Here is a 21347-nt window from a genome sequence, read left to right as displayed (position 1 = left end):
AACCTCTGCTTTATAAAAAGAAAATAAACAAAAGAAAAAGGGGAAAAATGGCAGGCTTAAGGTAAGTTTATTTATTTCATAAATAATGGGCTTGATTGTTGTGTTGACATGTCAGCAAGAATTAGAGAAAATTCAAGCTTGTTCTTTCCCTGTAGAGTTGGTAAAAAGATTAATAAGAAAAAGGTTGTTCTTTCTCTAGGTAAACTTAATCACTAAAATAAAAAAGCAAGGACTTTGATGGGTCCAATGTTGTCACCTTATTCATGGTGTTGCCTACTGGCATTGCCATAGCTAAACTAGGATGCTTTCGGTTCCATTGGTTCTCAGTCTACTTAAACTAGATTATTGGCAGATTAAGTGGTTTCAAAGAGACTGGTTTCTTTTAGGTCTGACCAGCAAAAGACCATTAATTAACTCTTTCGAGCAGCTTTTCATTTGGCTTTTCTTTCGGTTGGGGTCATGGCTCGACCCAGAGGACTTTTATAGGCTCCGGGTCTTTTCTTAACTAAGCCCAAGAGTTCTTTTTCTTGTTTGGTGAGTGGTTGACCTTGGCTGAGTTTTTTCTTGGCTCGTTCAGTTTTTTTTCTTTCGGCTTCACTGGTTCACTTTTTTGGTCGGCCTCCTTGGTGGCCTCAATCTACTCACTCGTCATAATCATAATACTCTAAATGGGAAGGCTTGTTGTAGCCTGATAAAGTTGGGTCATCAAATGTTTCTCTCCTTTTTTCATAATCTCTTTTGCTGAGCCGAGTATAAACTTCATCACCACCCCGAATCGTGATGGTTCGACCTTGTCTTTGGAGTTGGGGTTTACGACCTCTCATGCTACTTTCTCTGACCTCCGGGCTTGCTGTTTTTGTAAAGACGGTTTACGGACACTTTTAGGCTAAGTTCAGGTTTTTTATTTAAGCTTTGTATGGTGGATACTTTTAGGCTTTTTTGTTGAAACTTAAAGGGAACGTTAAGCATGTTTACTCCTCCATTTACCGTTAATTTTCTCTACTTCATCTTTGGCTGTGAAAGTGAAGATTACTTCATTTTGCCTAGGTAAATCTTTTCGGTAGTAAGTAATTCAAGTAGGTGCTTCTTGGTCTTTATAGAAAGCTCTGATTTTCTTTTCATAGAGAGTGAAAGATACTCAGCCATTTTCTAGCATAAATCCTTGGCTACCGAAGTGGCCTTGGAATTGTCGGGATTCGGGGATTTCGTTTCAATACTCTCCCTGTTGGTATGCTAGGGTATTTAGGAGATAGTGGTATCTGAATTTAAGCATGAGCTCCTCCTTTTCATAGTTTACTATAATCCGAATACAAATAAGCAAAATCATTGTGAATATAAGTCTCCGTAGTTTGGACACTACTGTGACCCAAGAGTTTTTGAATAGTCATTAACTGAGCTCCTTTTTGGTAGAGGAGAGTGGCAAAGGACCTTCGAAAGGTGTGAGGAGTTATTCTTTTAGGGATATTAGCTTGGGTAGTTCTTTCTTTGAGGAGCCAACGAATATATTCTGCTTTCATGGGATTGCCTCGTTGGTTGGTAAATAAGTAATCTTGCTTGGTAGGGTTAAATTTGGTTATTAAGAACTCAGGTAAGAGAACATAACGGACTTTATTACCTTTGCCGTGGACTTTCAGTTGATTGCCTTGTCAGTGGTGGTGTTGGATATTGGTTAACTCGTTAATCCTTAGTCCCGAGTAGAATAAGAAATCTAAGATTAGGTTGTTTCTTTGGTGGATTTGTTTATTTTTCTCTACTCGGGCTTGCTTAATTAGGGCTAATTCAGTTTCATTTATGGTGTCAAAGAATTTCTTTTGAACTGAAGGGATTAGACGGGCAATTTTCTCTCACTCTATTTGGAGTTGCTTGAATTTGAGGTAGGAATTGAGAGCATACTGTTTGGTTTTGAGAGTTTTTGGTTCATAGGCTTTTTGGTTTTTTAGGAAGTATTCTTTAACATTGGCTGTGTTCAGTTGTTGAGGAAACTGTTGGAGAGTTTGCTGATAGAGCCTGATGGTGTTGGGGGAAAGGTTTTTGTCTTGGAGGTATTGGGTGTATTCTTGGTGGTTATTCATGGCTATTTTTGGTTGATGGGCTTGCTTGGTGGCTCAGTAGGTGGTTCAGTTCATTATTCTTTACCTCCGATAAAAAATAAGGGTAATCAAAGATTATTCATTAGTGGTTTACCTCCTTTTCTTGTTGAGGGATTTCCTCTCAATTCACTAGATAATAATAACCTCTCACATTTCGGCAAAAGAAAATGAGTGGTTTCTTAGAGTATTGTCTTTGTTGGATAGCTTCCCAGATAGTTGAGTTGGCTAGCTTTTCTTTGAAGACCTGAATAGTTTTCTTAGTTTGGTCGGATTGGATTATTTTCAGTCGGTAGTATTCTTGACCAGCATATTTACTTGTGGGTGAAGGCTTGGTTAGGGTTTTAGAGTGAATGGTTCCGTAGAATTGGTAAATATATTCGTGTCTTTTATTAGTCATGGGTTTCCTCCTTTTGGCTTTCTTGGTGGGCAAGATGAAGAATTATTTTTTCTTGGTAGTATTGGTGGAGTTTCTTTTGTCAGATTTGGAGACATTTTGAGCAAGGTTGGTTTCCTTCTTCATGGATTTCTAAGAGTTGGAAGGTGGAAAAACAATCTAGGCAAGTTTGCTTTAAGATTAGTTCGGTTTTAGTCATGGTGACTCCTTTCGCAAGATGGACAGAGGTTTTTAAATATCCTTTTGAGGGGCTTTTCTTTTTTACACTTTCAGCAATCTTTATTAAAGAGCCAGTAAGTTAAGCAAAATAAGCCGAGAGTGTTGAGGATAGTTAAGGTAAGGATTAACATGTTGACCTCCTTTTTTGTTTGATTTCCTTTTGTAAGTAGTGGATTAATCTTTGATACCTTTTATAGTTAATTCTTTTGAATTTGGTTGTGGGATTGATGATTTCTAACTTAATTACTTCGATTTTTGGTTTTTTAATTATTGGTTTAGGTTTAAGTCAGTTGGTTAGTTTAGTTCAAAGATTATTCATGGGAGACCTCCTTGGCTTCGGGCATTTTTGGTTCTTTGAGTTCTTCTGTGTCTTCTCCTTCTATTAATTCGGGGCAATTATAATAATCATCAATTGTTTCACTGGTGATTAGTTTGTGAGTGATGTCTCTAACAATTACTCCTAATCAGTGTCAGTTTTTTTTGAGGGGTTTGAATTCTATGTCATTGGAGGTGTCCCACCAAAAGGAGAAGTTGTCTTCTTTGAGGTCTTGTTCTGTGAAGGGTTGACTACATTGGGAACAATCTAATTCCCTTAGGTAGTTATGGATATTTATGTCTCGGTAGTTAGTGGAGGCTCCCATTATTGGTTGGCCTCCTTTCTTTGAATGGCTTTAATTCTTCTTTCAGTGTCTTCTAATTCAGAGGCTATTCTTTCTAAATAACTTTCTGGAGTAAAGTTCGTGTGTTTTAATAACTCTTGCTGATAGTTGGAATACCGAGCATTTTTGGTTAGTAAATAGGCTTGGAGGTATTGGTGTCCTAGTTTACTTATTTTTTCTAATTTCTCTAAGGCTCTATTTTTACTAAAAAGGAAGTCTGTTTTTTGTTGCCATTCTTGTTTTTGTTCAAGGGTGAAAGAGAGGAGGGGTTGAATTTGTTTACGGAGAGATTGGATGGTTAATTCTGGTGGGTCTTTTATGATTTGGTAATCTTGACAGGTGAAACTGGGTCGAGAGTTGTTGCTTTGGCTTCATTTTCCTGTTAATTTTACTTCACTTCCTTTAGAGATGGTGGGTTTATAGTGTCCTTTTTGGTCTTTGAATATGATGGGGATTTCTTGTTCCAAGTTGGGAAACTTAAAAAAGCCATAATAATAAGGCTCTGTTCTGGTTTCTCTGGTTTCTATACGGGAAGTTAGGGTTCCTGTGATTATTTGTTGGTCTAACTTGGAGCCACCAACACTGCTCTTTTCAGTTGTATTTTGGTTTACTTTTGTTTCTTTCATATCTATTTGGCTATAGATAAGTGAGCTAGTAGAAAAAAGTTCTGATTATAAAAATATAATATATGATGAAAGTTAAGTTACCAGTAAATATTTTAAAAGCCGTTTGAGGCATTGCGGCAGTTATGGAAGCCGGAGCTTGAACTACTAAGCACACCGCTTGAGTAGGAGAAAAGGTTTCTCAAGTTGCGGAGACAGTTTCCCACTATGCCAAAAAAGGAGCAGAAGGAATAAAAGATTTAAATGGCTGAATAGAAATCAATGCTAAAATAGTGAAAGAACAAGCCGAGCAGTCTATAAGAGAAGATGAGTTTGAAAAACTAAATCAAGATATTACTAGCAGCTCTGATAAGTTTGATAACTTAAAAGAAATTCAAGACTCTGAATTCTCTGATTGAGTAATTGTTGAACGCCAAGAAGGATAAAAATAAGCAAACTTTTATTAAGTAGATAATTTTTTTTGCTATTAAAAAAATTTTAAATATTTGAAAACTTATTAAATTTTTCTTTTTAACATGTTGATCAAGGTCAAGTATAAATATCAATTAAATTAATAGAGACGAATTAACATAAATTTAACGAGCAAGTTTGTAAAAATTAATTATAAAGCCATGGATAACGAAGAAATAAACATTGAAGAACTAGAAATTGATTATGAAGCTGAAAGCATTCAGGTTCCAAAAGGAGATATTAATTCAGTTAGAAATTATCCAGCAATGTATATTGGTTCAACCGACGAGCAAGGTTGACATCATCTTTTTCAAGAAGTAATTGATAATTCAATTGATGAGGCTGTAGCTGGCAATTGTAATCAAATCAAAGTAATTCTTTCTGCTGACCAAAAAGCCATTACTGTTGAAGATAATGGTCGTGGTATTCCAATTGAAAAGCATCTGGTTGCTAAAAAAGGTTCCTTAGAAGTTAATTTTACTATTCTTCATGCAGGTAGTAAACTGAAAAGCAAAGTTTACAAAACCTCAGGAGGATTACATGGAATAGGAGTAACTGCTGTTAACGCCTTGTCTGCTTACTTACGAGCCGAAAGTACCCGAAAAGTAGTTGAAAAGTGTTCTCTTCATCAATCCCAATGAGCAAAACATGAGGACGATGACCATCCCTGTGGTAATGAAGATTGTCGTCAGCAATTAAAAGAACTAAGAAAACAAATTAAGAAATGCAATAATTGCCAAGAAAAAGATAAGACAGGAATAGTCGAATTTCGAGAAGGAAATTTAATAAATTCACAAATTATTGACAGTCCCGGAAAGCCTAGCGGAACTATTGTTACTTTTACTCCTGACCCAAAAATTTTTCTTGAATTTACTTATTTCAAAATCGAGACTATTCAGAATCGTCTAAAAGACCTGGCTTATCTTAATCCCAATTTAACTTTATTTTTTTATCCTTCTCCTGACGCTACACCAATAACTTATCATTTTAGTAGTGGTTTGGCAGGCTGAGTAAAAGAAATAAATCAAGAGAATTATTTGGAAAATACTGATATTTGTGCCGAAGAATTAACTGACTCAGTTTCGATAAGAAAAGATGAAGAAGGAAATTATCAAAAAGAATACTTTTATTTAAACTTTGCTTTTCAGTATAATCAAGAACAAAAAAAAAGTCAAATCAAATCTTTTTGTAACAACATTAGCACTAGCGGCGGGGGAAGTCATTTGGACGGTTTTGAAAATGGTTTGATTAGTGCCTGTCGCGACTGAATTAAAGAAAAGTATTCTGACCTGAAATTAAGTATAAAAGCTGATGATATCTTGGAAGGATTAGTGGCTATTTTGTCTATTCGTGTGAAAGACCCCCAATTCTCTGGTCAAACTAAGTACCGTTTAGCAATGAGTCCAGTGCGGGAGACAGTTAAAAATATTACTTACGATTTAGTTAAAAAATTTCTCCAAGATCACGGCAATAGTGCTGAAGCCATTAGCAATAAAATTATCACCACTGCCCAAAATCGGGTGAAATCCGAAGAATACAAAGAATCCTTGCGAGAAGGAGGAAGAGGTGCAAATTTACCGGGCAAATTAGCTCCTTGTATTTCTAAAGAAGTGGCTAACAATGAGTTATTTATCGTGGAAGGAGATTCAGCCGGTGGTAGTGCCAAGGCAGCACGTTTTCCTTTTAATCAAGCGGTTTTACCAGTTCAAGGAAAAATTATTAACGTGATAAAGGCTAAATGAAGTCGAGTTTCGAAAAATAAAGAAATTGTCAACATAATGAATGCCCTCGGATTTGGTGCCACGGAGGCGGCTCAAAATTATTACAATCGTTTTCAGAATGAATTAGACACTGACATTAGTCAAAAGGAACTAGAAATACCCGAAGAATTTATTTATCAAGACGATGATGGTCAAGAACAAATAATCCCAGCCCATACTACTCTCACTCGCGAACAAGTAAAAACCATAGTTGAAAAAACTAAAGAAAAATTATTAAAAAAACTTCGTTATGGCAAAATAGTGATTATGACTGATGCCGATCCGGATGGTGACCATATTGGATGTTTAGGATTTGTTTTTTTTATTCGTTATTTTCGTTATTTATTGGAAAATCGTCACTTGTACCTAGCATTTACTCCTCTCTATCGCTGACGAACCAAAGAGGGAGTTAGATATTTTAATAATGACTATGAATGAGAAAAATATCGGCAGGAAAATAAAAAAATTGCTGGTAATTTACAACGATTTAAAGGATTAGGAGAAATGAATGCGAAACAATTGCGAGAAGTCGCGATGGTTGCTGAAAAACGTTCCATTAATGAATTATTTAGCTCTGATCCTTTGGCTACTTGGAAGACAGTTCAAGATTTAATGGGTCCGAAAAGTGAGCCCCGAAAAAGGCTTTTAGAGAGTGGTGAATACAAAAACGCTCAATTAGAGGCGACTGACGGTAAAATAGATATTAATAAAGCCTTATTAGTAAAATTTTCTTCTTATGGTTATGAAGTAGTAGAAGACCGGGCTCTAACTCAGTTACAAGACGGTTTAAAACCAGTGCAGCGTTATATCCTCTACGTTCTCTATTTATTAGGACTTTTGCCTAATAGACCTCATAAAAAAGTGCCAAGGATAATTGGAGATGTTATTGGTAAATATCACCCCCACGGTGACCAAAGTATTTATCAGGCCATGGTAAAAATGGCTCAAGACTTCAATTATCGTTACCCTCTAATTGATGGACAAGGTAATTGAGGTTCAATCGATGGTGACTCCGCCGCTGCTTTTCGTTATACCGAAGCCCGTTTAACTCGTTTTGGCTTGTATTTCTTGAAAGATTTAGAATTCGAAACCGTAGTAAATTGAAAAGAAAACCATGACGGCACCGAAATAGAACCCGAAATGCTACCACCTCACCTTAATTTGTTGCTCAATGGTTCCAGTGGTATTGCGGTGGGAATGAGTGCTAACATTCCTCCCCATAATTTAGGAGAAGTAGTAGATATGACAACCGAACTGATTAATAATCCGCAACTTACTACTGAAGAATTAATAATTACTTGGGAATGCCCTGATTGTAAAAATAAAGGAAGGGGAAGAATTACTCAGTGTGAAGATTATTGTCAAAGCACTAATGTCAAATTAAATTATTTTGGACCCGATTTTCCCACTGGCGGGCAAGTATTAGAACGGGAAAAATTACTGGAAATTTACGAAAAAGGCGAATGTCCCAAAGGAAAAGGAACTATTTACGTTCGAGCCAAAGCCGAAATAATTTCTAGCAAACAAGAGAAAGAAAAAAAAGATTTAATTAGGATTACCGAATTACCTTTCAAGATTAATAAATCAAAACTAGTAGTTAACATTAGTCAAATAATCAAAGATAAAAAAATTCCGGGCTTGAAGAGTGTCGCTGACTATTCTAATTTTGAAGAACCAGTAAATATTCATTGTTATTTTGATTCGGATTATGATGGGGAAGTTATTCTTAACCAATTATACAAAAAAACTAAACTTCAAAGTACCTTTTCTTTTCAAATGCGGTCTTTGATTGGTGACCAGCCCCAAGTGTTTTCTTTAAAAGAAATTATCCAAGGGTTTATTGTTCGAAAATCAGAAAATATTCGCAAAAAAGCCCAATTTATTTATTACAAAACCCAAAAAGAATTAGTTAATTTAAAAACGCGTCATTTTATTATTAAAAATTATCGAGAAATTGCTCAAATAATTCATAATAGTTCTTCCGAAGAAGAAAGTCAAAAGCAATTAATAGACAAATTCAAAGAAGAAATAAAGGAATTAAGAGATTTGACAGTAGATTTATTTTTAATTGATCTTATTATCCGAGCCCAAAAGACATTAGGTGAACTGCAAAGTAAAAGTTATCAAAAGAATGAAGCAGCAAGGAAAGAAAAATATCGGGAATTGGTTGGTTTAGTGAGACAAATTTATGTCTACCAAGGTGAGAAAAATTACCACAATAAAGAGAATGAAATAAAGGAAATAATGGAAATAATGACTAGACTAAACATGAAAAAGGATGTTTTATCTGAAACACCTGAACTGCTAGAAGATTATTTGAACCCTGAACAAAAAGTCGTTAATCGTATTTTAGATACTCCATCCAGTTTTCGCCAGTTTACTCCAGAAAGGCAGAAAAAATTACAAGGTGATATTGATCTTTTGAAAGAAAAAATTCTTCAACAGCAATTATTAATTGTCAATCAAGAACAAAGAAAACAAAAGTTAATTCACGAGTTAGAGGAATTGAAAAAAGATTATGCTGATGACCATCGCCGAACTATTATTACTTCTCAATTCCATTATATTGCGGAAAGACAACTAATTCCTCACGAAGAAAGAATTGTTTTTCTCAGTCGCTCAGAAAATAAAAAAGAGAACAAATTTAATAATTACTTAACCTCTTACAATTTAACATCTTTGGATCCAACTAATATTCCGAGCCAAGGAAAAGAATTAAAAACCCGGGGGGATAATTGATCCATTGTTAAACTTAGTCGTCGAGATGATTTATGATGTTTTTCTAATCATGGTAAACTATTCATCCTTAATTTCTACCTTTTTGCTACTAGCAAAATCACTAATCTAGACGAAGAGTACTTTACTCGCAAAGGAAACTCTACCATCCAAGATCGAGAATACTTTACTTCGGTTCTACCAGTGAAAGAAGAACCAACCGAAAAGTTCCTTCTAATTATTACCAAAAAAGGGAAAATCAGACGTCTAGAACGCGAAAAATTTCAAAAAGTCAATAAATCAGGAAGAAATGTGGTCAAACTGGGACGAAAAATGATTGAAGAGTGCTCTCTCCACCAAACTCAATTAACTGAACACAAGGTTATTTCTCATGTTTGTGGTATCAGTTGTTTGCAACGCCGAGAACTACAAAAACAAATTAAAGAATGTAATGATTGTCAGAAAAAATGAGTAAGTAGTGATGATGAAATTAGCAAAGTTACTCTTATTCACGGAAAAGAATTAAATCCTAATGAAGAAGTAGAAATTATTCTTAAAAGGAAAAGCAAAGGTGGAAAAATAAAAAATATAAAATTCTCGGCTTACCGGAGAGCAAGAAAAAAAACTGAAATAATGATTAATGACAAAAAAGAAAGAATAAATGAATATTGTTCATCCCATCAGACACAATCTATAAGCCATTTAACTAATCATAAAAAAACTAATACTCGTTGTAATATAACTTGCCCTGCGTCAAAAGAACTACAAAAACAAATTAAAGAATGTAATGGTTGTCAGAACCCTAAATTATTTGTTAAACAATTAAGAAAACAAATCAAATGCGAACGGGTGATAGACGTATTAGTCAGTCAATCTGAAGAAGAAAGAAAAAATTCAATTTTACTTCTAATTAAAAAAGATAACACTTGCGAAAAAAAACCGCTGGCTGCAATAAAAAATTGAATTTCCGCGGATACTGCTCGGCAAAAAAGAAATGATTATTGCAAAAAGCATTGAGGAGAATGAGAAAAAGTAGAACAGGAAAAACAAGATAAAGAACAAATTTTAAAAGAAGAAAAACAGAAAATCGAAGAAAAAATCTTGAAATCTACTTTACCACTGAAAAATAAAAAAGAAGTATTAAAAGAAATAAAATTAATCAAAGGACCAAAAATTTCCAAAGAATTGGAAAGAAAAATTGCTACTTCTCCAGTTGACCTAACTATTGGGGAAATTGCTTTACAAGAGCAAATTAAGGATTTAGTTAAAAGCGGTGAAACTTACCGGCAATTACTTCAAGAATACCAAGAAAAAGAAACTGAATTCAGCAAATTCAAAGAAAAAACTAAACAGTGCAAAGATTGTCAAAAATATTGTTCTGACCACGAAAAAGAAATGGAAAAACATAAAACATGCAGTTATTGCCATAAAAATGATGAAAAAATTAAAGAAATGAAAGTTAAATTAGAAGAATTAAAAAAAACTAAACCTCAATCCGAAAAAGAAATCAAAAAAACAACCAATGATTTAAATAAAAAGGAAGAAGAAATCAAGAAACTACACCGCGAAGCATTTACTAACCGCGTAAAATGCCCAACCCTTAGCAAATTTAAAGAAGAGAGGAAAAAATGTGGTCGTTGTCTAGACAAAATTGGAAAGAAACATGTAATTAAAATGGGAAATCCTCTTCAACAAACTTGTCTAGTGAGTGGGGATATAAACAAACCTGAAATATACTTGTTATCCAAAAAAGATGTGTGTTGGTACAATAAAAAAGACTTGAAAGAATATTTAGAAAGTGAGAGCCGAACTAGGGGCTTGTTAAAAGATAAAAAAAGGGAAATTACTGATGTCAAATTTTATACAAATTAATCAGTTAAAAAAGCAATAAATGAGTAAAAATATAATTATGAACAAAAGGGAATTGGAACTACTTTGACCTTCATATTAATTCATGAATAAAACTAATGCGATTAAAGTCTTAACCCGAGAAGAAGAAGCTGAACTTTTAAAACGAGCCCAAAAAGGAAAAACACTGTATGATATTTTAGGTATAAGCCATAATGCTTCTGAAAAAAAAATTAGGGAAGCCTATGAGAATAAGTTAAAGGACAAAGAAAAAAATAAAACCAAATTCCAAGAAATTCAAGAAGCTTATGAAATATTATCTGATAAAAAAACAAAAGCCATCTATGATAAAAAAAACAAGGACTTATTTTTGGAAAGAGATGAAGCAACTCGTCTTTTAGTTTATTATAATCAATCGTTTGTGAAATACATGGTAAAAGGCTATCATTACCCACAAGGTGAAATTAATGCTGATGAACTAACTGCTGAAGGAGTTATTTCTTTACCCAAAGCCATTAAAGATTTTGACCTTGCTAAATCTGAAAACCGGATGGCAAGTTTTGCTGGTCATTGAATTCGTCACCACATTCGCAGTTTTATCATAAAAAGCCGACTATTACCACAAGCAACACCAAAAAAAAAACCTAATCATCTTTCTGAAGAAGAGGAAGAAACTGAGAAAAAAATTCCCCGCAAATCTTCCTCAGGAATTATCTATTATGACAAAATTTACCAAAGCAGTGAAAGAGATGATAAAATTACTTCTTTATTGGACACCTTAGCCGATAAAAATGAGGGAATTGAAAAACAAATTCAACAAAAAGAAACCAAAGAGAAAATTAATAAAATGCTTACTTTTCTGGAACCCCATGAAGAACTGATTATTCGACTTTTTTCTGGTGTATCTCCCACTGACTTATCCCAGATTAATCGCTTGGCAAATGAAGAAAAAGCTAAAGAATTAAAGAAGACCAGAGACAAAAGCAAAAAAAACTCTCTTCTTTTCGAAAAATATTCAAGTTTTTTTGCCACTCCTCGCAGAAAAGAGGAAGTTGTGCAAGAATTAATAAATCGAGAATTTTGGGAATACTTTCGGGAATTTCCTAAGTTAGCAGCAGCCAAGGATCAAACTTCTCGTCGCAGCAATTCAAAGACAAGCACTTCAAATCAACCAATTAACTCTGCTGAGAAAAAAAAATGATATAATGCGACCCAAAATAATCTCAAAGACGATTCATTTTCCGAAAGTATGGCTGCCAGTTGAATTAACTTAGGCTACCAACCTGAAGACATTACCGACTCCCAAAACCAAATTCTCCAAAGGATTGGTATTAGCAAAAAAGAAAAAGAACAATGACAAAAAGCCAGTAGCAAAGCCAAAAACAAGGATAATTGGTTAGAGCAACGCTTAGGAAAAACCATGGAAAACTTAAAAAAAAATATTTTAAAAAAATTGAAAGGGTTAACAGAGAAAAAGCCAAATAGCAAAAAATAGCAACATAAAAAATGGCTTTATTAATTTTCTTTCCTAGACATAAAATCACTACAAAAAAACTTAACAATTTTTCCCAAAAACCTTAAAATTTTCCCCTCCTTCGAGCGCGCACATTCATTATTTAGAAAAAAACCAGTAAATTTATAAATTTGGTTCACCAAATTATTATAAAAAAAATTTTGGGTGTAAAAACTTATAATATTGTTCACAAACTTTCAAAAATCAACATGGCACTATTAAAAAAACGTTTAAGTAATTATTCAAAATTCACTAAGACAATTTATTATTGTTTTCTTGGTTCATAGATTTCTTTTGCTGACATTATAATTACTAAGTTTTTTTGGCTAAGTGCTTCCATTTTTTTCCAGAAAATGTTTTCGTTATCTTTATCAAGATTATTATCTGCTTCGTCAAAAATATAAATTTCTTTCTCCTTTTTAAGTGTCTCTTTTAAATCAAGAAGTTGAGTTTGTCCCGTCGATAGATTAAACTTGATAAGATTTCGGGATTCAGCATAAGCAATCTTATTTCATCATTTTTTTAAATTCAGTTCGCCAAGTTTATATTTTCCATTAATAATAATTTCTCCTGCTATTGGTTGATAAAGGCCAAAGAGAATGTTAACAATGGTGGTCTTACCAAATCCATTAGGAGCTTGTAAGTAATTCAATTTTCCTTTCTCAAACAATAAGTCTAATTTTTTAAATACTGTTTTGTTTTTTTGGTAGGAAAAGGAAATTTCTTTTAATTCTATTTTGGTAATCGGTTCATTAATAATTATGTTTTTTTGGATATCATTTCTTTCTGGTAAAGCAAGAAAATGGTTTAAACTTTTTCGAGTAGAGGAAAGATAGGAGTGCTTTCTTATCCCTTTTATTAGATAATTAAGAGGAGTTATTAATTTGGAAAATAAGCCAAAGACGACAAAATCATTAGCACTAGGAATGAATATTAGAATAATTAGTAAGAGAAAAAATTTGCTTAGTCGAATTAAATGAGTAAAAATTGATCGGTAAAATGAAATAGAAAAGGCCTCGCTATTGGCTTTTTTTTGCACGGTTTGCAAAGTATGAGTATATTTTTTTAGCGAATCGTTTAATAATCCTTTTTTGATGATTAATTGTCGATTATTAATCAGTTCATTTTCGCAATCTTTTTGCTTTTCAACTACTTTTTGCAATTCAGACCTTTTTTGAGTTATTTGATAGTCAAAATACAGTAAAAGTAGGCTCATTAGACCTAAATAAATTAGACCTGCTCAAATTGTCGCTTTATTAGAAGCAAATTTCATTTCATAAGAAACAAAAGCCAGAGTCAAAAATAAAATATAAAGGCTATCAAAAAAAAAGACAAAGTGAAAACCTAATGCTTTTGACCAATTATAGACAACTCCAAATGTTTCTTTTTCTTTTCCCTTGGCTGCCTTTTCCTCTAATTTAAAAAACTTGTTGATGCTCTTTTTTTTGAGGTCGTTGATAACTTGATTAGCCAAGGAACGACGATAGTAAAGTGAGAGTAAGTAAAAAAGGCAACTTATAGCGATAAAGAAAAATGCAAATAGCAGATAATTTTTTCAGTTTTCACCAAAATCTATTAACGTTTTTTTCCCAAAAGAGTAAAAAATATATTTAGTCGACCCTTGGTTAGATTCTGGCTTTAACAGAGAATAAATTTTTTCCGCACCATTTTTGATCAGAAGAAGAAAAGAAATAGTGCTAATCGTGGCTAAAAAAATCAGTATTATTATTTTCTTTCAGTAAGTTTTAATGAATCACTTTCAACTGATAGGAATTTGGTTTTTAGTAGGCTTTTTTTTAAAATAGTTTTGATTTGTTTCTGAAAAAACTCTCATTATATCAAATTTTACAAAACGGAAGATAAGGCTAGTCTTTTATAATAGTTAATTAATTATTGATTATAATAGATACTCAGGATTAGCAGTAATTATTTTGGTAATGTCCTTCTTTCTTTTCAGAAGATTTAAAATTTTTTCGTCAATTGTCCCTTTGCAAACCAAATCAATAATTAAGCGGGTTTTGGGATTTTCACTCTCCTTGGTGGGCAGAAAACGAGCTTCGGCTTGTTCGTTATCAGCGGGGGAATAACTGCGGTCCGCAAAAATAGCAATATCAGCTCGACTCAAATTTAGCCCCAAGCCAGCACTTTGGATATTACAGAGCAAAATTTTAATTTTTTGTTGTTGAAAAGCACTAATGAATTCAATTCTTTGCTGGTGAGAAATTTTGCCGGTAAGCAAAGCCACCTTTAATTTTGTTTTTTGTAAAGCCTGAGCTAAGGGTTCCAAAAAGGTTTCAGTGCGGGTGGAAAAAATAAGCAGACCTTGCTGGGAATTTGCTTGACAAAAATCAACCAAATAGGAAATTTTACTCCCTTGACAGTCTTTCAATAATTTTCGGTCTTCTTCGGTCAAAAAGTCTCTTTTGTCTTTTCTCTTATGAATTAGAGCGGGAGGAAATAAGGTTAAAGTTTTTAGTTTAGCCAGAAATTCCAAAGGATAATTTTTGTCTCATTTTTGGGTTCAGCGGGAATAAAGGAGTTGCTGATTTTTTTCCATCAATAATTTTATTTCTTGCTGTTCAATTAAAGGTAATCAAGGTAAAACTTCTTTTTGTTTACGAGCAACAGAGATTTGGTTAAGTCGTTGCTGTAATTCTTGTTTCATTTTTTCGTTTTTGAAACCCAAAACTCTTTTAATCTTGAAAGTTCTTGAAGCCTTGGGAATTTCTGTTTCTCTCACCAAAAAAAATTCTTCCGCAAATTTTCAGTAAGAAGTATAAATTTCCGGTTGGAGAAATTTTAAAATGCCAAAAATATCGCTCGAATGATTAACTAGCGGCGTTCCAGTTAAGACCATTTTATATTCACTATCTTTTAAGGTATAAAGGCTTTTACTTTGTTGAGACTGGTAATTCCTTAAGTAATGGGCTTCATCAATCAGCGAACAAAAAATAGGTTTTTTCTTTTTTCGCAAGCCCCGAAAATATTTACTGTCAATTTTAAAAATATCTTTGGAAATGATAATAATTCAATTTTTTTCTTGGCAAAATTTTTGGTAAATAATTTGTCTTTCTGTTAGTGATAAATAACTAAGCAAATAAGCCGGCTGGTTCAGTCAATTTTCTATTGCTTCTTGTCATTGGGCTTGGAGAATGCTAGGACAAATAATAATTAAGTTAGGGGCTTTTCAGCGTTGAAAAATCGTCAAAGCAATGGGGGTTTTTCCGGTGCGCATTTCGTTAAAAATGCCGACACTTTTTTGTGGGCTAAGAAAGTTGACGTCTTTTTCTTGGTAAGGTCTTAATTGGAAATTTGTTTTCTTTATTTGTCATTCTCCGACAGGAAAGGCATAATCAGGAAAAAATTTTTTTAGTTTGCGAAAATTAAGCAGACTTTTTGCCAAATAATAACTTTGAGGTTTACCACCATACTCAGCATTTAAACAAATCGCTCAACTATAATTAGTTTTCAAAAAAATTTTGTCATCCTCAATTTGGATAATTTCAATTTTAAATTCAGGTAATGGATGCATTGATTATAAATTTTTAAGTATTAATCTGCATTTTATTTACAGGGATTTTTGAAGAGATTTTTTAGTTTTAAAAGAGTTCGTTTTTTATTAGTTGCGGCGAAAGAATAGCACTTGGTTTTAGTTTTTTTTGCAATAATTTAAATTCTGGGTGATATTTTAGGCATGTTTTTAAGGATTGCATATTGGCAAAGTTGGCTAAAAATAAAGCACTGTTTAAGAAGCAGACGAGGTTTTTCTTTTTCTTTGAAAGATAAAAGCCAACATTCCCCCTATCAAAAGCAAGACCGCAACTCCAATTGCTATAAAACCGCCTGACCTTCATTGTGGACAAGTTACTTTTTGACTTATAACTACAAAATCATCAGTCATAGACTTTACGGAATAATTAAGAGGAGTATCCTTAAGTCAGCCTTTTCTTACTCTCTCAACTGTGAAATTAAGATTATAATTTTTACCGTTCTGATTAATCTTAATTATCTTTTCTTTTTCAACTGGTTTTCTATGAGAGTGTGGGCTTCCATCATTAAATTCAAGTTCTATTTCTTCCTCTTTGGTTAACTTAGTAATTTGTCCATTTTTCTTGTCTTTGATTTCCACTTCTATTTTAAATTTTCGAGATTCTTTTTTAAATTGTGTTGGGGACGAACTAACCATTTTTTAACTATACTTATTTTTTATAGACAAAAGCACTATTAAAGCCAAGATTTCCGCCGATAGTTAGTTATCTATTAAGATTAACAAAAGAGTAACAACCCAAGGAAAATAAGACCAAACAATTATTTTATTCACTTTCATAAATGAAATTTGTGTAAAATGTCGGCATAGAAAAAGAAAATTTTTTACGTTATTCCTGTCTTCAAAAAAGGAAAAACTTTTCCCTAAAAGTAAAAAATGCTTTTTTACCCCTGCCGATAAAAATTAAAAAATAATATTACAATTTAGCCACCACTCTGTATCTACTTAATTTTTCAAGCAGGTATTTTTTTATAATCATAATTTACAAAAATTCTTCGTTAAATTTTTGGTCAAAGTTAGTTTCTTCTGGTTTATTATAAAATGGCATGCCTCAAATTGTATATTTTCTGTCTTCTCATAATTGTTCTATTTTGTGTTCTTTTTTTAGCGATACCAGAAACCCCTCTTTTCAAGCATCTTTTTCTTTAAAATGACTGCCTTTTGGTTCAATAAATACTTGGTAATATAAACTTTTGGAAAGTATTTTTTGTCGCAAAAATAGCACATAGTCAGGTTCAAAAGATTTTCCGTCTTCAAAATTATAGAGTTTAAAAAATCGCTCATTACGAACTAAATAAATTTCATCGTATTTTTTTTGAAGTTTTTCATATATTCTATCGATATATTTTACAAAATACTTTTCCTCAGAGGTTCCAAAACAATCATCAAAAACATGTCAATGCCTATTATCAAGGTTCAGATTAAATTCAATCTTTTGATTATTTTTCATTGATTCTCCTAATTCTTTGTCTCAACTTTCGCTTGGGGCAAAATTAAGTTCTTTGTCGTCAATTTTTTCTTTTAATAAAATGTATTTAAATTCTTTGCTACCTCTAAATTCATGATTACTAGAAACTAAACTAGAAGTAATTTGTCCGATAATTTTGGTTAAAATGTTAAGTTCGTTCTCGGGTTCTAATTCTTCGAGTTGAGATGCCAGACCGGAAACAGTTATTTTCACTCCTCCTAAATATTTTTCGTTTTTAATAAATTCCTCTAATTTTTCAAGATTAGGAAACCATTTTTTTAGATTGGAAAATGAATAAAAATCAAATTTATAAAGGGCTTTTTTTATAATGTGTGGCTTTGAATCTTTTATTCAGAAGTCTTTTTCTTTTTTTTCAATACTTTCTTTAAATTGGTTTTCAAAAAGGTCCCGGGAAAGATTAATATTAGTTCGGAGAGATGCTTCATAAGGATAATTCCGGATTGTGGATGGCAATTCAACGACGTCTTCTCGCGGATTTTTTTCTCGGTGATTAAGGAATAAAAGACCTGAATTATAAAATTCAGTATTTTTAAAGTTATCTTTGATGACAAGTTTTCTTTTAACTGTGTTGTCAGGGATAATTCCAGTTTTTATCAGAGCAGAAGTTAACTCTTGAATATACCGTGGATTATAATTGCTATGATAATATAACTCCTCACAAACTCTCATTTCATTTTTTAGGTCATTATCAAATTTTCTTTTAGAAAGTTCATCAGTGTCATTAATTTTAAAAGGGCAATAACGGGCTCCTCGTCCGATTAGTTGGGCTTCTTTAATAGTAGTTGGTCCTGGTATATTATTTTTGGCATCACGAGTATCATACAAACGAACAATATCAAAAAGATTAAGCACATCCCAGCCTTCATTAAGTTTATCAACCGCAAAAATAGCCCGATATTCATTATCAGGATCCTCCAAAGTATTTACGGCTAATTGATTGTCCTCACTTTCGTTTTGACTGTTAACCGAAAGAGTTTTTTCCGCCGAAAAATCTTCTTTAAGTTCAATAATAAAATTATCCAAAGAGATTTTATTTTTAGAAAGATATTTAAATTAACAGAAGTTTTTTTCCTTAAACCAAGCAAATCAAGCAGCATCAACCTGACTTACTTAGCTTTCACAAACCTATATAATAATTATTACTGACCTATCAGCAAAAACTTTTCAAAAAACTCTCAGCCAAAAATCACCTAAAAACTCACCACTTATTTTACTGACCTATCAAAAAAAAGCCTACGAGACCATATATCCCCCCGTCACCCACACGTCCCCCGTCGTCACCCACACGACGAGTTTTTCCCGTATTTCACCAGAAAAAACAGCCAATCACTAAAAAGGGACATATGAACGAAAACAACCAACCAATCACCCCCATCAAAAACAGTGAAGACCTCGAAAAATTAATCCTCGATTTAAAAACGGAAATCCAAACTAAAAACCAAGAAATAGAAACCTGAAAAAACGGAAAAATTAAAACCGAGCAATCTCTCTTTGAAAAAGAACGAGAGAATACTCGTCTCCAACAAGACATAGATGCTCTAAAAAGAGAAAACCATCGTCAACGAAGAATTGATTTAGACCAAAAAGAAACCAAAAATAAAAATGAGTTTCTCACTGAATTCACCAAATTACAGCAAGCCAAAATCCAAGGAGGTCTTAAATAATGGTGGACTTCAATCCCCTCTTGGAAAACCTTCAAGAACGAGTAGTCCAAGAAAAACCTTTGAAGTTAATCTATGCTGATAACACCTACTCCGTATTTAACAAAGGAACTACGGAATTCCACGGAGCCGAAGAGGAATTTATTGGAGACCAGCCCTTAGAAGGAGTAAAATGAAAGAAAACTCTTAAAAGTAGTGATGCTGAAAACTTGCCAGAAGTCTTCTCTTGTCGATTAAAAATCATTCACGACCACTTTTACTACACCATTTATAACAAAAAGGTCATGAAACGAGCCTTACAATCTCCGACTGAAATGGCAGCTCTGGTCGACCAATTAACGGACAGCATGACTACTAAGCCCAAGTTAGACTTGAATCGAGTTTTAACTAAAGTAATCTGCACCAAAGACAATTACAATAATGCTGCTTGGGAAACCGTCACTGCCGAGGAAGCCAAAATTGACAGCCTAGATAAAGCCATAGCCATTTTAAGGAAAATCAAAGCAGCAGCCAACGGGATGGTGGAACCTTCGGACAAGTATAATAGAGGATATCAAAAACCAAATAGCCACGACTGAAACAAAGTAGTTACTAATAGTGAAAGCCGAAAGAATTTAGTTTTAACTATTGACCCGGATTTCCTTGATGACTTAGAAATCTACTTTCTAGCTGATGTGGCTCGTGACTCTAACCTTAACCCCTACAAACTTTTCAAAGAAGTAATTGTAAAGAAACTCACCAATAATGCCTTGGCTACGCTCCATGACGAAAAAAGTGTAGTTTACCGGATAATTAATGAAGATGGAATTACTCACGAACAAGTCTTTGGTTCAGGCAACAGTAAATTTGGCTATCATATGACCGTGATTGGAGGCATGATACCTTTCACCAACAGTTGAGCCCTAGCCAGAGCATAGGAGGTATATGTATGTTAATATTGAGAGGAGAAATCAGCAAAAGTCGGGAACAAACCAAAAACCAACAAACCCAAACCGACTTAAATAAAATTCTTAAAAAATGAAAGTTCGGAGGTCAACCTTTTAAAAACACCGAGGACTTTCTCACCAAAATGGGTGGCTGAGTAGATAAACAAATTGATAAAGACAAAGAACTAAACGACTTTTTAAAACTTTTTGACCTAGAAAACCTCAACCAAATTAAAGGAATAGAATTGAAAGGAGAAGGAGAATAAGATGAATTACCAAGCCCGATTATTACGACAAATGTGAAGCAATGACATTGCCAAAAAAACTAATCAATGAACCCAAGAAAGGAACATTCTTGAAAATGACCTCACCACTCTCCAAAACTCCGTAGATGTTGCTATTGTGAAAAACTATCTAAAGAAAATAAAAACCAAGCAAAGCAAATCAAAGCCCTCACTCTCCTAGCCACCCAAAGAAAAGAACAGTTAGAACAAGAAAAGAAAGCTCTAATCACCCTAGCCCAAAAGAAAATCACCAACCAAAAGCAAGCCCAAGAACTCCTAAAAGAGCTCACCGAAAAGTGAACTAATGAAAAACAAGAATGAACCAACCAAGAAAAAGAACTCACTACCCAATTAAACCACTATCAAGAATTATTCACCAAAGAACAGCAAGCCAACAACCAACACTGAAAAGATAAAGGAGAATTACAGCAGCAGTTAGAGAAAGAACAGCAAACCCGAAAACAAGAAAATCTGAGCTGAAAAAATGAGAATAAAGACCTCACCACCCAATTAGAGAATTCCAACAAGGAAATCCAAACCAAAGCCCAAGAACTAACCAACCTAAATAAACAACTCACCCAAAACCAAACCCGAGAAAAAGAACTCAATAAAATCATTCAACAAAAAGACCGAGAAAACCAATTCCAAGAAGAAAGATTACAAGGATGAAAAACTAAAAATCAAGAAAAGGAAAAATTACTCTCCCAAAAACAAACCCAAATCAACACTCTTAATCAGGAAAAACTTACTCTCCAAGGCCAAAACACCCAACTAAACACTACCATCACCACCCAAACCAAAACTATCCGGGAACAGTTAGAGAAAATAAACACCCAAGACACTAAATTAACCAAACAAAAAACTGTGTTGGAAGAATTACTCACAGCCCGAGAAGCAAGATTACAGGAGGTAGAAAATGACTAAATACAGCCTAGAAGAATTTGAAAAGTGATTAACTGATAATAAAAAATGAGGAACATCAGCCATGCATGTCTACATAAGCAATTTTAAAAAACCGTCTCTTTGAGAAGTAGCTTGCCAAGGAAAAGCTACCGAGGAATATGCTGCTAATAATGGTGGTTTTTATATATTACCATCACGCTATGAAACACTCTTAAAATGAGTATCTGAAGTAGACCAGAGAGAGAGAGAGAGAGAGAGAGAGAGAG

The 21347-nt window shown here is 33.4% G+C and carries 20 protein-coding genes (1 of these 20 running past the window's edge); 8 read left to right on the top strand and 12 right to left on the bottom strand.

Going from position 1 to position 21347, the window contains the following annotated elements:
• Window positions 1-410 precede the first annotated feature (410 nt).
• The 8 genes from GvMRE_RS00645 to GvMRE_RS00610 form a co-directional block, all read right to left on the bottom strand.
• Window positions 411-824, bottom strand: coding sequence for a hypothetical protein (locus GvMRE_RS00645; RefSeq protein WP_147409343.1), 414 nt, complete (start codon window positions 822-824; stop codon window positions 411-413).
• Between the two features lie 137 nt (window positions 825-961).
• Window positions 962-1273: a hypothetical protein gene (locus GvMRE_RS00640; protein WP_147409340.1), complete on the bottom strand. Its 312-nt coding sequence runs from the start codon at window positions 1271-1273 to the stop codon at window positions 962-964.
• Entirely contained in the window at window positions 1266-2126 is an 861-nt protein-coding gene (locus GvMRE_RS00635; RefSeq protein ID WP_147409338.1) for a tyrosine-type recombinase/integrase, read from the bottom strand. Before GvMRE_RS00635 ends, GvMRE_RS00640 begins: the two co-directional genes overlap by 8 nt.
• Before the next feature lie 46 nt (window positions 2127-2172).
• On the bottom strand, window positions 2173-2487 hold the full coding sequence (locus tag GvMRE_RS00630) for a hypothetical protein (RefSeq protein WP_147409336.1): 315 nt from the start codon (window positions 2485-2487) through the stop codon (window positions 2173-2175).
• Window positions 2480-2683 carry a hypothetical protein gene (locus GvMRE_RS00625; protein WP_147409334.1) on the bottom strand — a complete coding sequence of 68 codons (204 nt, stop codon included), beginning with the start codon at window positions 2681-2683 and terminating at the stop codon, window positions 2480-2482. The genes GvMRE_RS00630 and GvMRE_RS00625 overlap by 8 nt, the downstream gene beginning before the upstream one ends.
• Before the next feature lie 144 nt (window positions 2684-2827).
• Window positions 2828-3022 carry a hypothetical protein gene (locus tag GvMRE_RS00620; RefSeq protein WP_147409332.1) on the bottom strand — a complete coding sequence of 65 codons (195 nt, stop codon included), beginning with the start codon at window positions 3020-3022 and terminating at the stop codon, window positions 2828-2830.
• Entirely contained in the window at window positions 3015-3344 is a 330-nt protein-coding gene (locus GvMRE_RS00615) for a hypothetical protein (RefSeq protein WP_147409331.1), read from the bottom strand. The genes GvMRE_RS00620 and GvMRE_RS00615 overlap by 8 nt, the downstream gene beginning before the upstream one ends.
• Window positions 3344-3988 carry a hypothetical protein gene (locus tag GvMRE_RS00610; RefSeq protein WP_147409329.1) on the bottom strand — a complete coding sequence of 215 codons (645 nt, stop codon included), beginning with the start codon at window positions 3986-3988 and terminating at the stop codon, window positions 3344-3346. Before GvMRE_RS00610 ends, GvMRE_RS00615 begins: the two co-directional genes overlap by 1 nt.
• Before the next feature lie 62 nt (window positions 3989-4050).
• On the opposite strand from GvMRE_RS00610, the gene GvMRE_RS00605 reads away from it, so the two are divergent.
• From GvMRE_RS00605 to GvMRE_RS00595, 3 genes are all read left to right on the top strand, one after another.
• Entirely contained in the window at window positions 4051-4410 is a 360-nt protein-coding gene (locus tag GvMRE_RS00605; RefSeq protein ID WP_147409379.1) for a hypothetical protein, read from the top strand.
• Between the two features lie 186 nt (window positions 4411-4596).
• Entirely contained in the window at window positions 4597-10782 is a 6186-nt protein-coding gene (locus GvMRE_RS00600) for a DNA gyrase subunit A (RefSeq protein ID WP_147409378.1), read from the top strand.
• An 82-nt stretch (window positions 10783-10864) separates the two neighbouring features.
• Window positions 10865-12253, top strand: coding sequence for a DnaJ domain-containing protein (locus GvMRE_RS00595; protein WP_147409377.1), 1389 nt, complete (start codon window positions 10865-10867; stop codon window positions 12251-12253).
• Between the two features lie 283 nt (window positions 12254-12536).
• Here GvMRE_RS00595 and GvMRE_RS00590 read toward each other — a convergent pair whose 3' ends face one another.
• From GvMRE_RS00590 to GvMRE_RS00575, 4 genes are all read right to left on the bottom strand, one after another.
• Window positions 12537-14105 carry an ATP-binding cassette domain-containing protein gene (locus tag GvMRE_RS00590; RefSeq protein ID WP_147409375.1) on the bottom strand — a complete coding sequence of 523 codons (1569 nt, stop codon included), beginning with the start codon at window positions 14103-14105 and terminating at the stop codon, window positions 12537-12539.
• 63 nt (window positions 14106-14168) lie between these two features.
• The gene (locus tag GvMRE_RS00585; protein ID WP_147409373.1) at window positions 14169-15803 is read right to left on the bottom strand and encodes a DEAD/DEAH box helicase; all 1635 of its coding nucleotides are present in this window, start codon (window positions 15801-15803) and stop codon (window positions 14169-14171) included.
• Window positions 15804-16016: 213 nt separating this feature from the next.
• The gene (locus GvMRE_RS00580; RefSeq protein WP_147409371.1) at window positions 16017-16457 is read right to left on the bottom strand and encodes a hypothetical protein; all 441 of its coding nucleotides are present in this window, start codon (window positions 16455-16457) and stop codon (window positions 16017-16019) included.
• 343 nt (window positions 16458-16800) lie between these two features.
• A complete protein-coding gene (locus tag GvMRE_RS00575; RefSeq protein WP_147409369.1) occupies window positions 16801-18330 on the bottom strand; it encodes a hypothetical protein in 1530 nt (509 codons plus the stop codon).
• Between the two features lie 320 nt (window positions 18331-18650).
• Between GvMRE_RS00575 and GvMRE_RS00570 the strand changes: the two genes are divergently transcribed.
• From GvMRE_RS00570 to GvMRE_RS00550, 5 genes are all read left to right on the top strand, one after another.
• Complete coding sequence (locus GvMRE_RS00570) at window positions 18651-18971, top strand: hypothetical protein (protein ID WP_147409368.1); 321 nt, start codon at window positions 18651-18653, stop codon at window positions 18969-18971.
• Entirely contained in the window at window positions 18971-19885 is a 915-nt protein-coding gene (locus GvMRE_RS00565; RefSeq protein WP_147409191.1) for a phage major capsid protein, read from the top strand. The genes GvMRE_RS00570 and GvMRE_RS00565 overlap by 1 nt, the downstream gene beginning before the upstream one ends.
• A gap of 11 nt (window positions 19886-19896) precedes the next feature.
• Window positions 19897-20160, top strand: coding sequence for a hypothetical protein (locus GvMRE_RS00560; protein WP_147409193.1), 264 nt, complete (start codon window positions 19897-19899; stop codon window positions 20158-20160).
• A 66-nt stretch (window positions 20161-20226) separates the two neighbouring features.
• Window positions 20227-21102: a coiled-coil domain-containing protein gene (locus GvMRE_RS00555; RefSeq protein ID WP_147409366.1), complete on the top strand. Its 876-nt coding sequence runs from the start codon at window positions 20227-20229 to the stop codon at window positions 21100-21102.
• Window positions 21095-21347: the 5' portion of an AAA family ATPase gene (locus GvMRE_RS00550; RefSeq protein ID WP_147409364.1), read on the top strand. 1214 nt of this gene lie beyond the right edge of the window; only the first 253 of its 1467 coding nucleotides appear in the window; the start codon lies at window positions 21095-21097; the stop codon falls past the right edge of the window. Before GvMRE_RS00555 ends, GvMRE_RS00550 begins: the two co-directional genes overlap by 8 nt.

Source organism: endosymbiont GvMRE of Glomus versiforme (genome assembly GCF_003546845.1).
The sequence above is the reverse complement of the archived record's forward strand: the minus strand, read 5'-3'. Positions and strand labels throughout refer to the sequence as shown.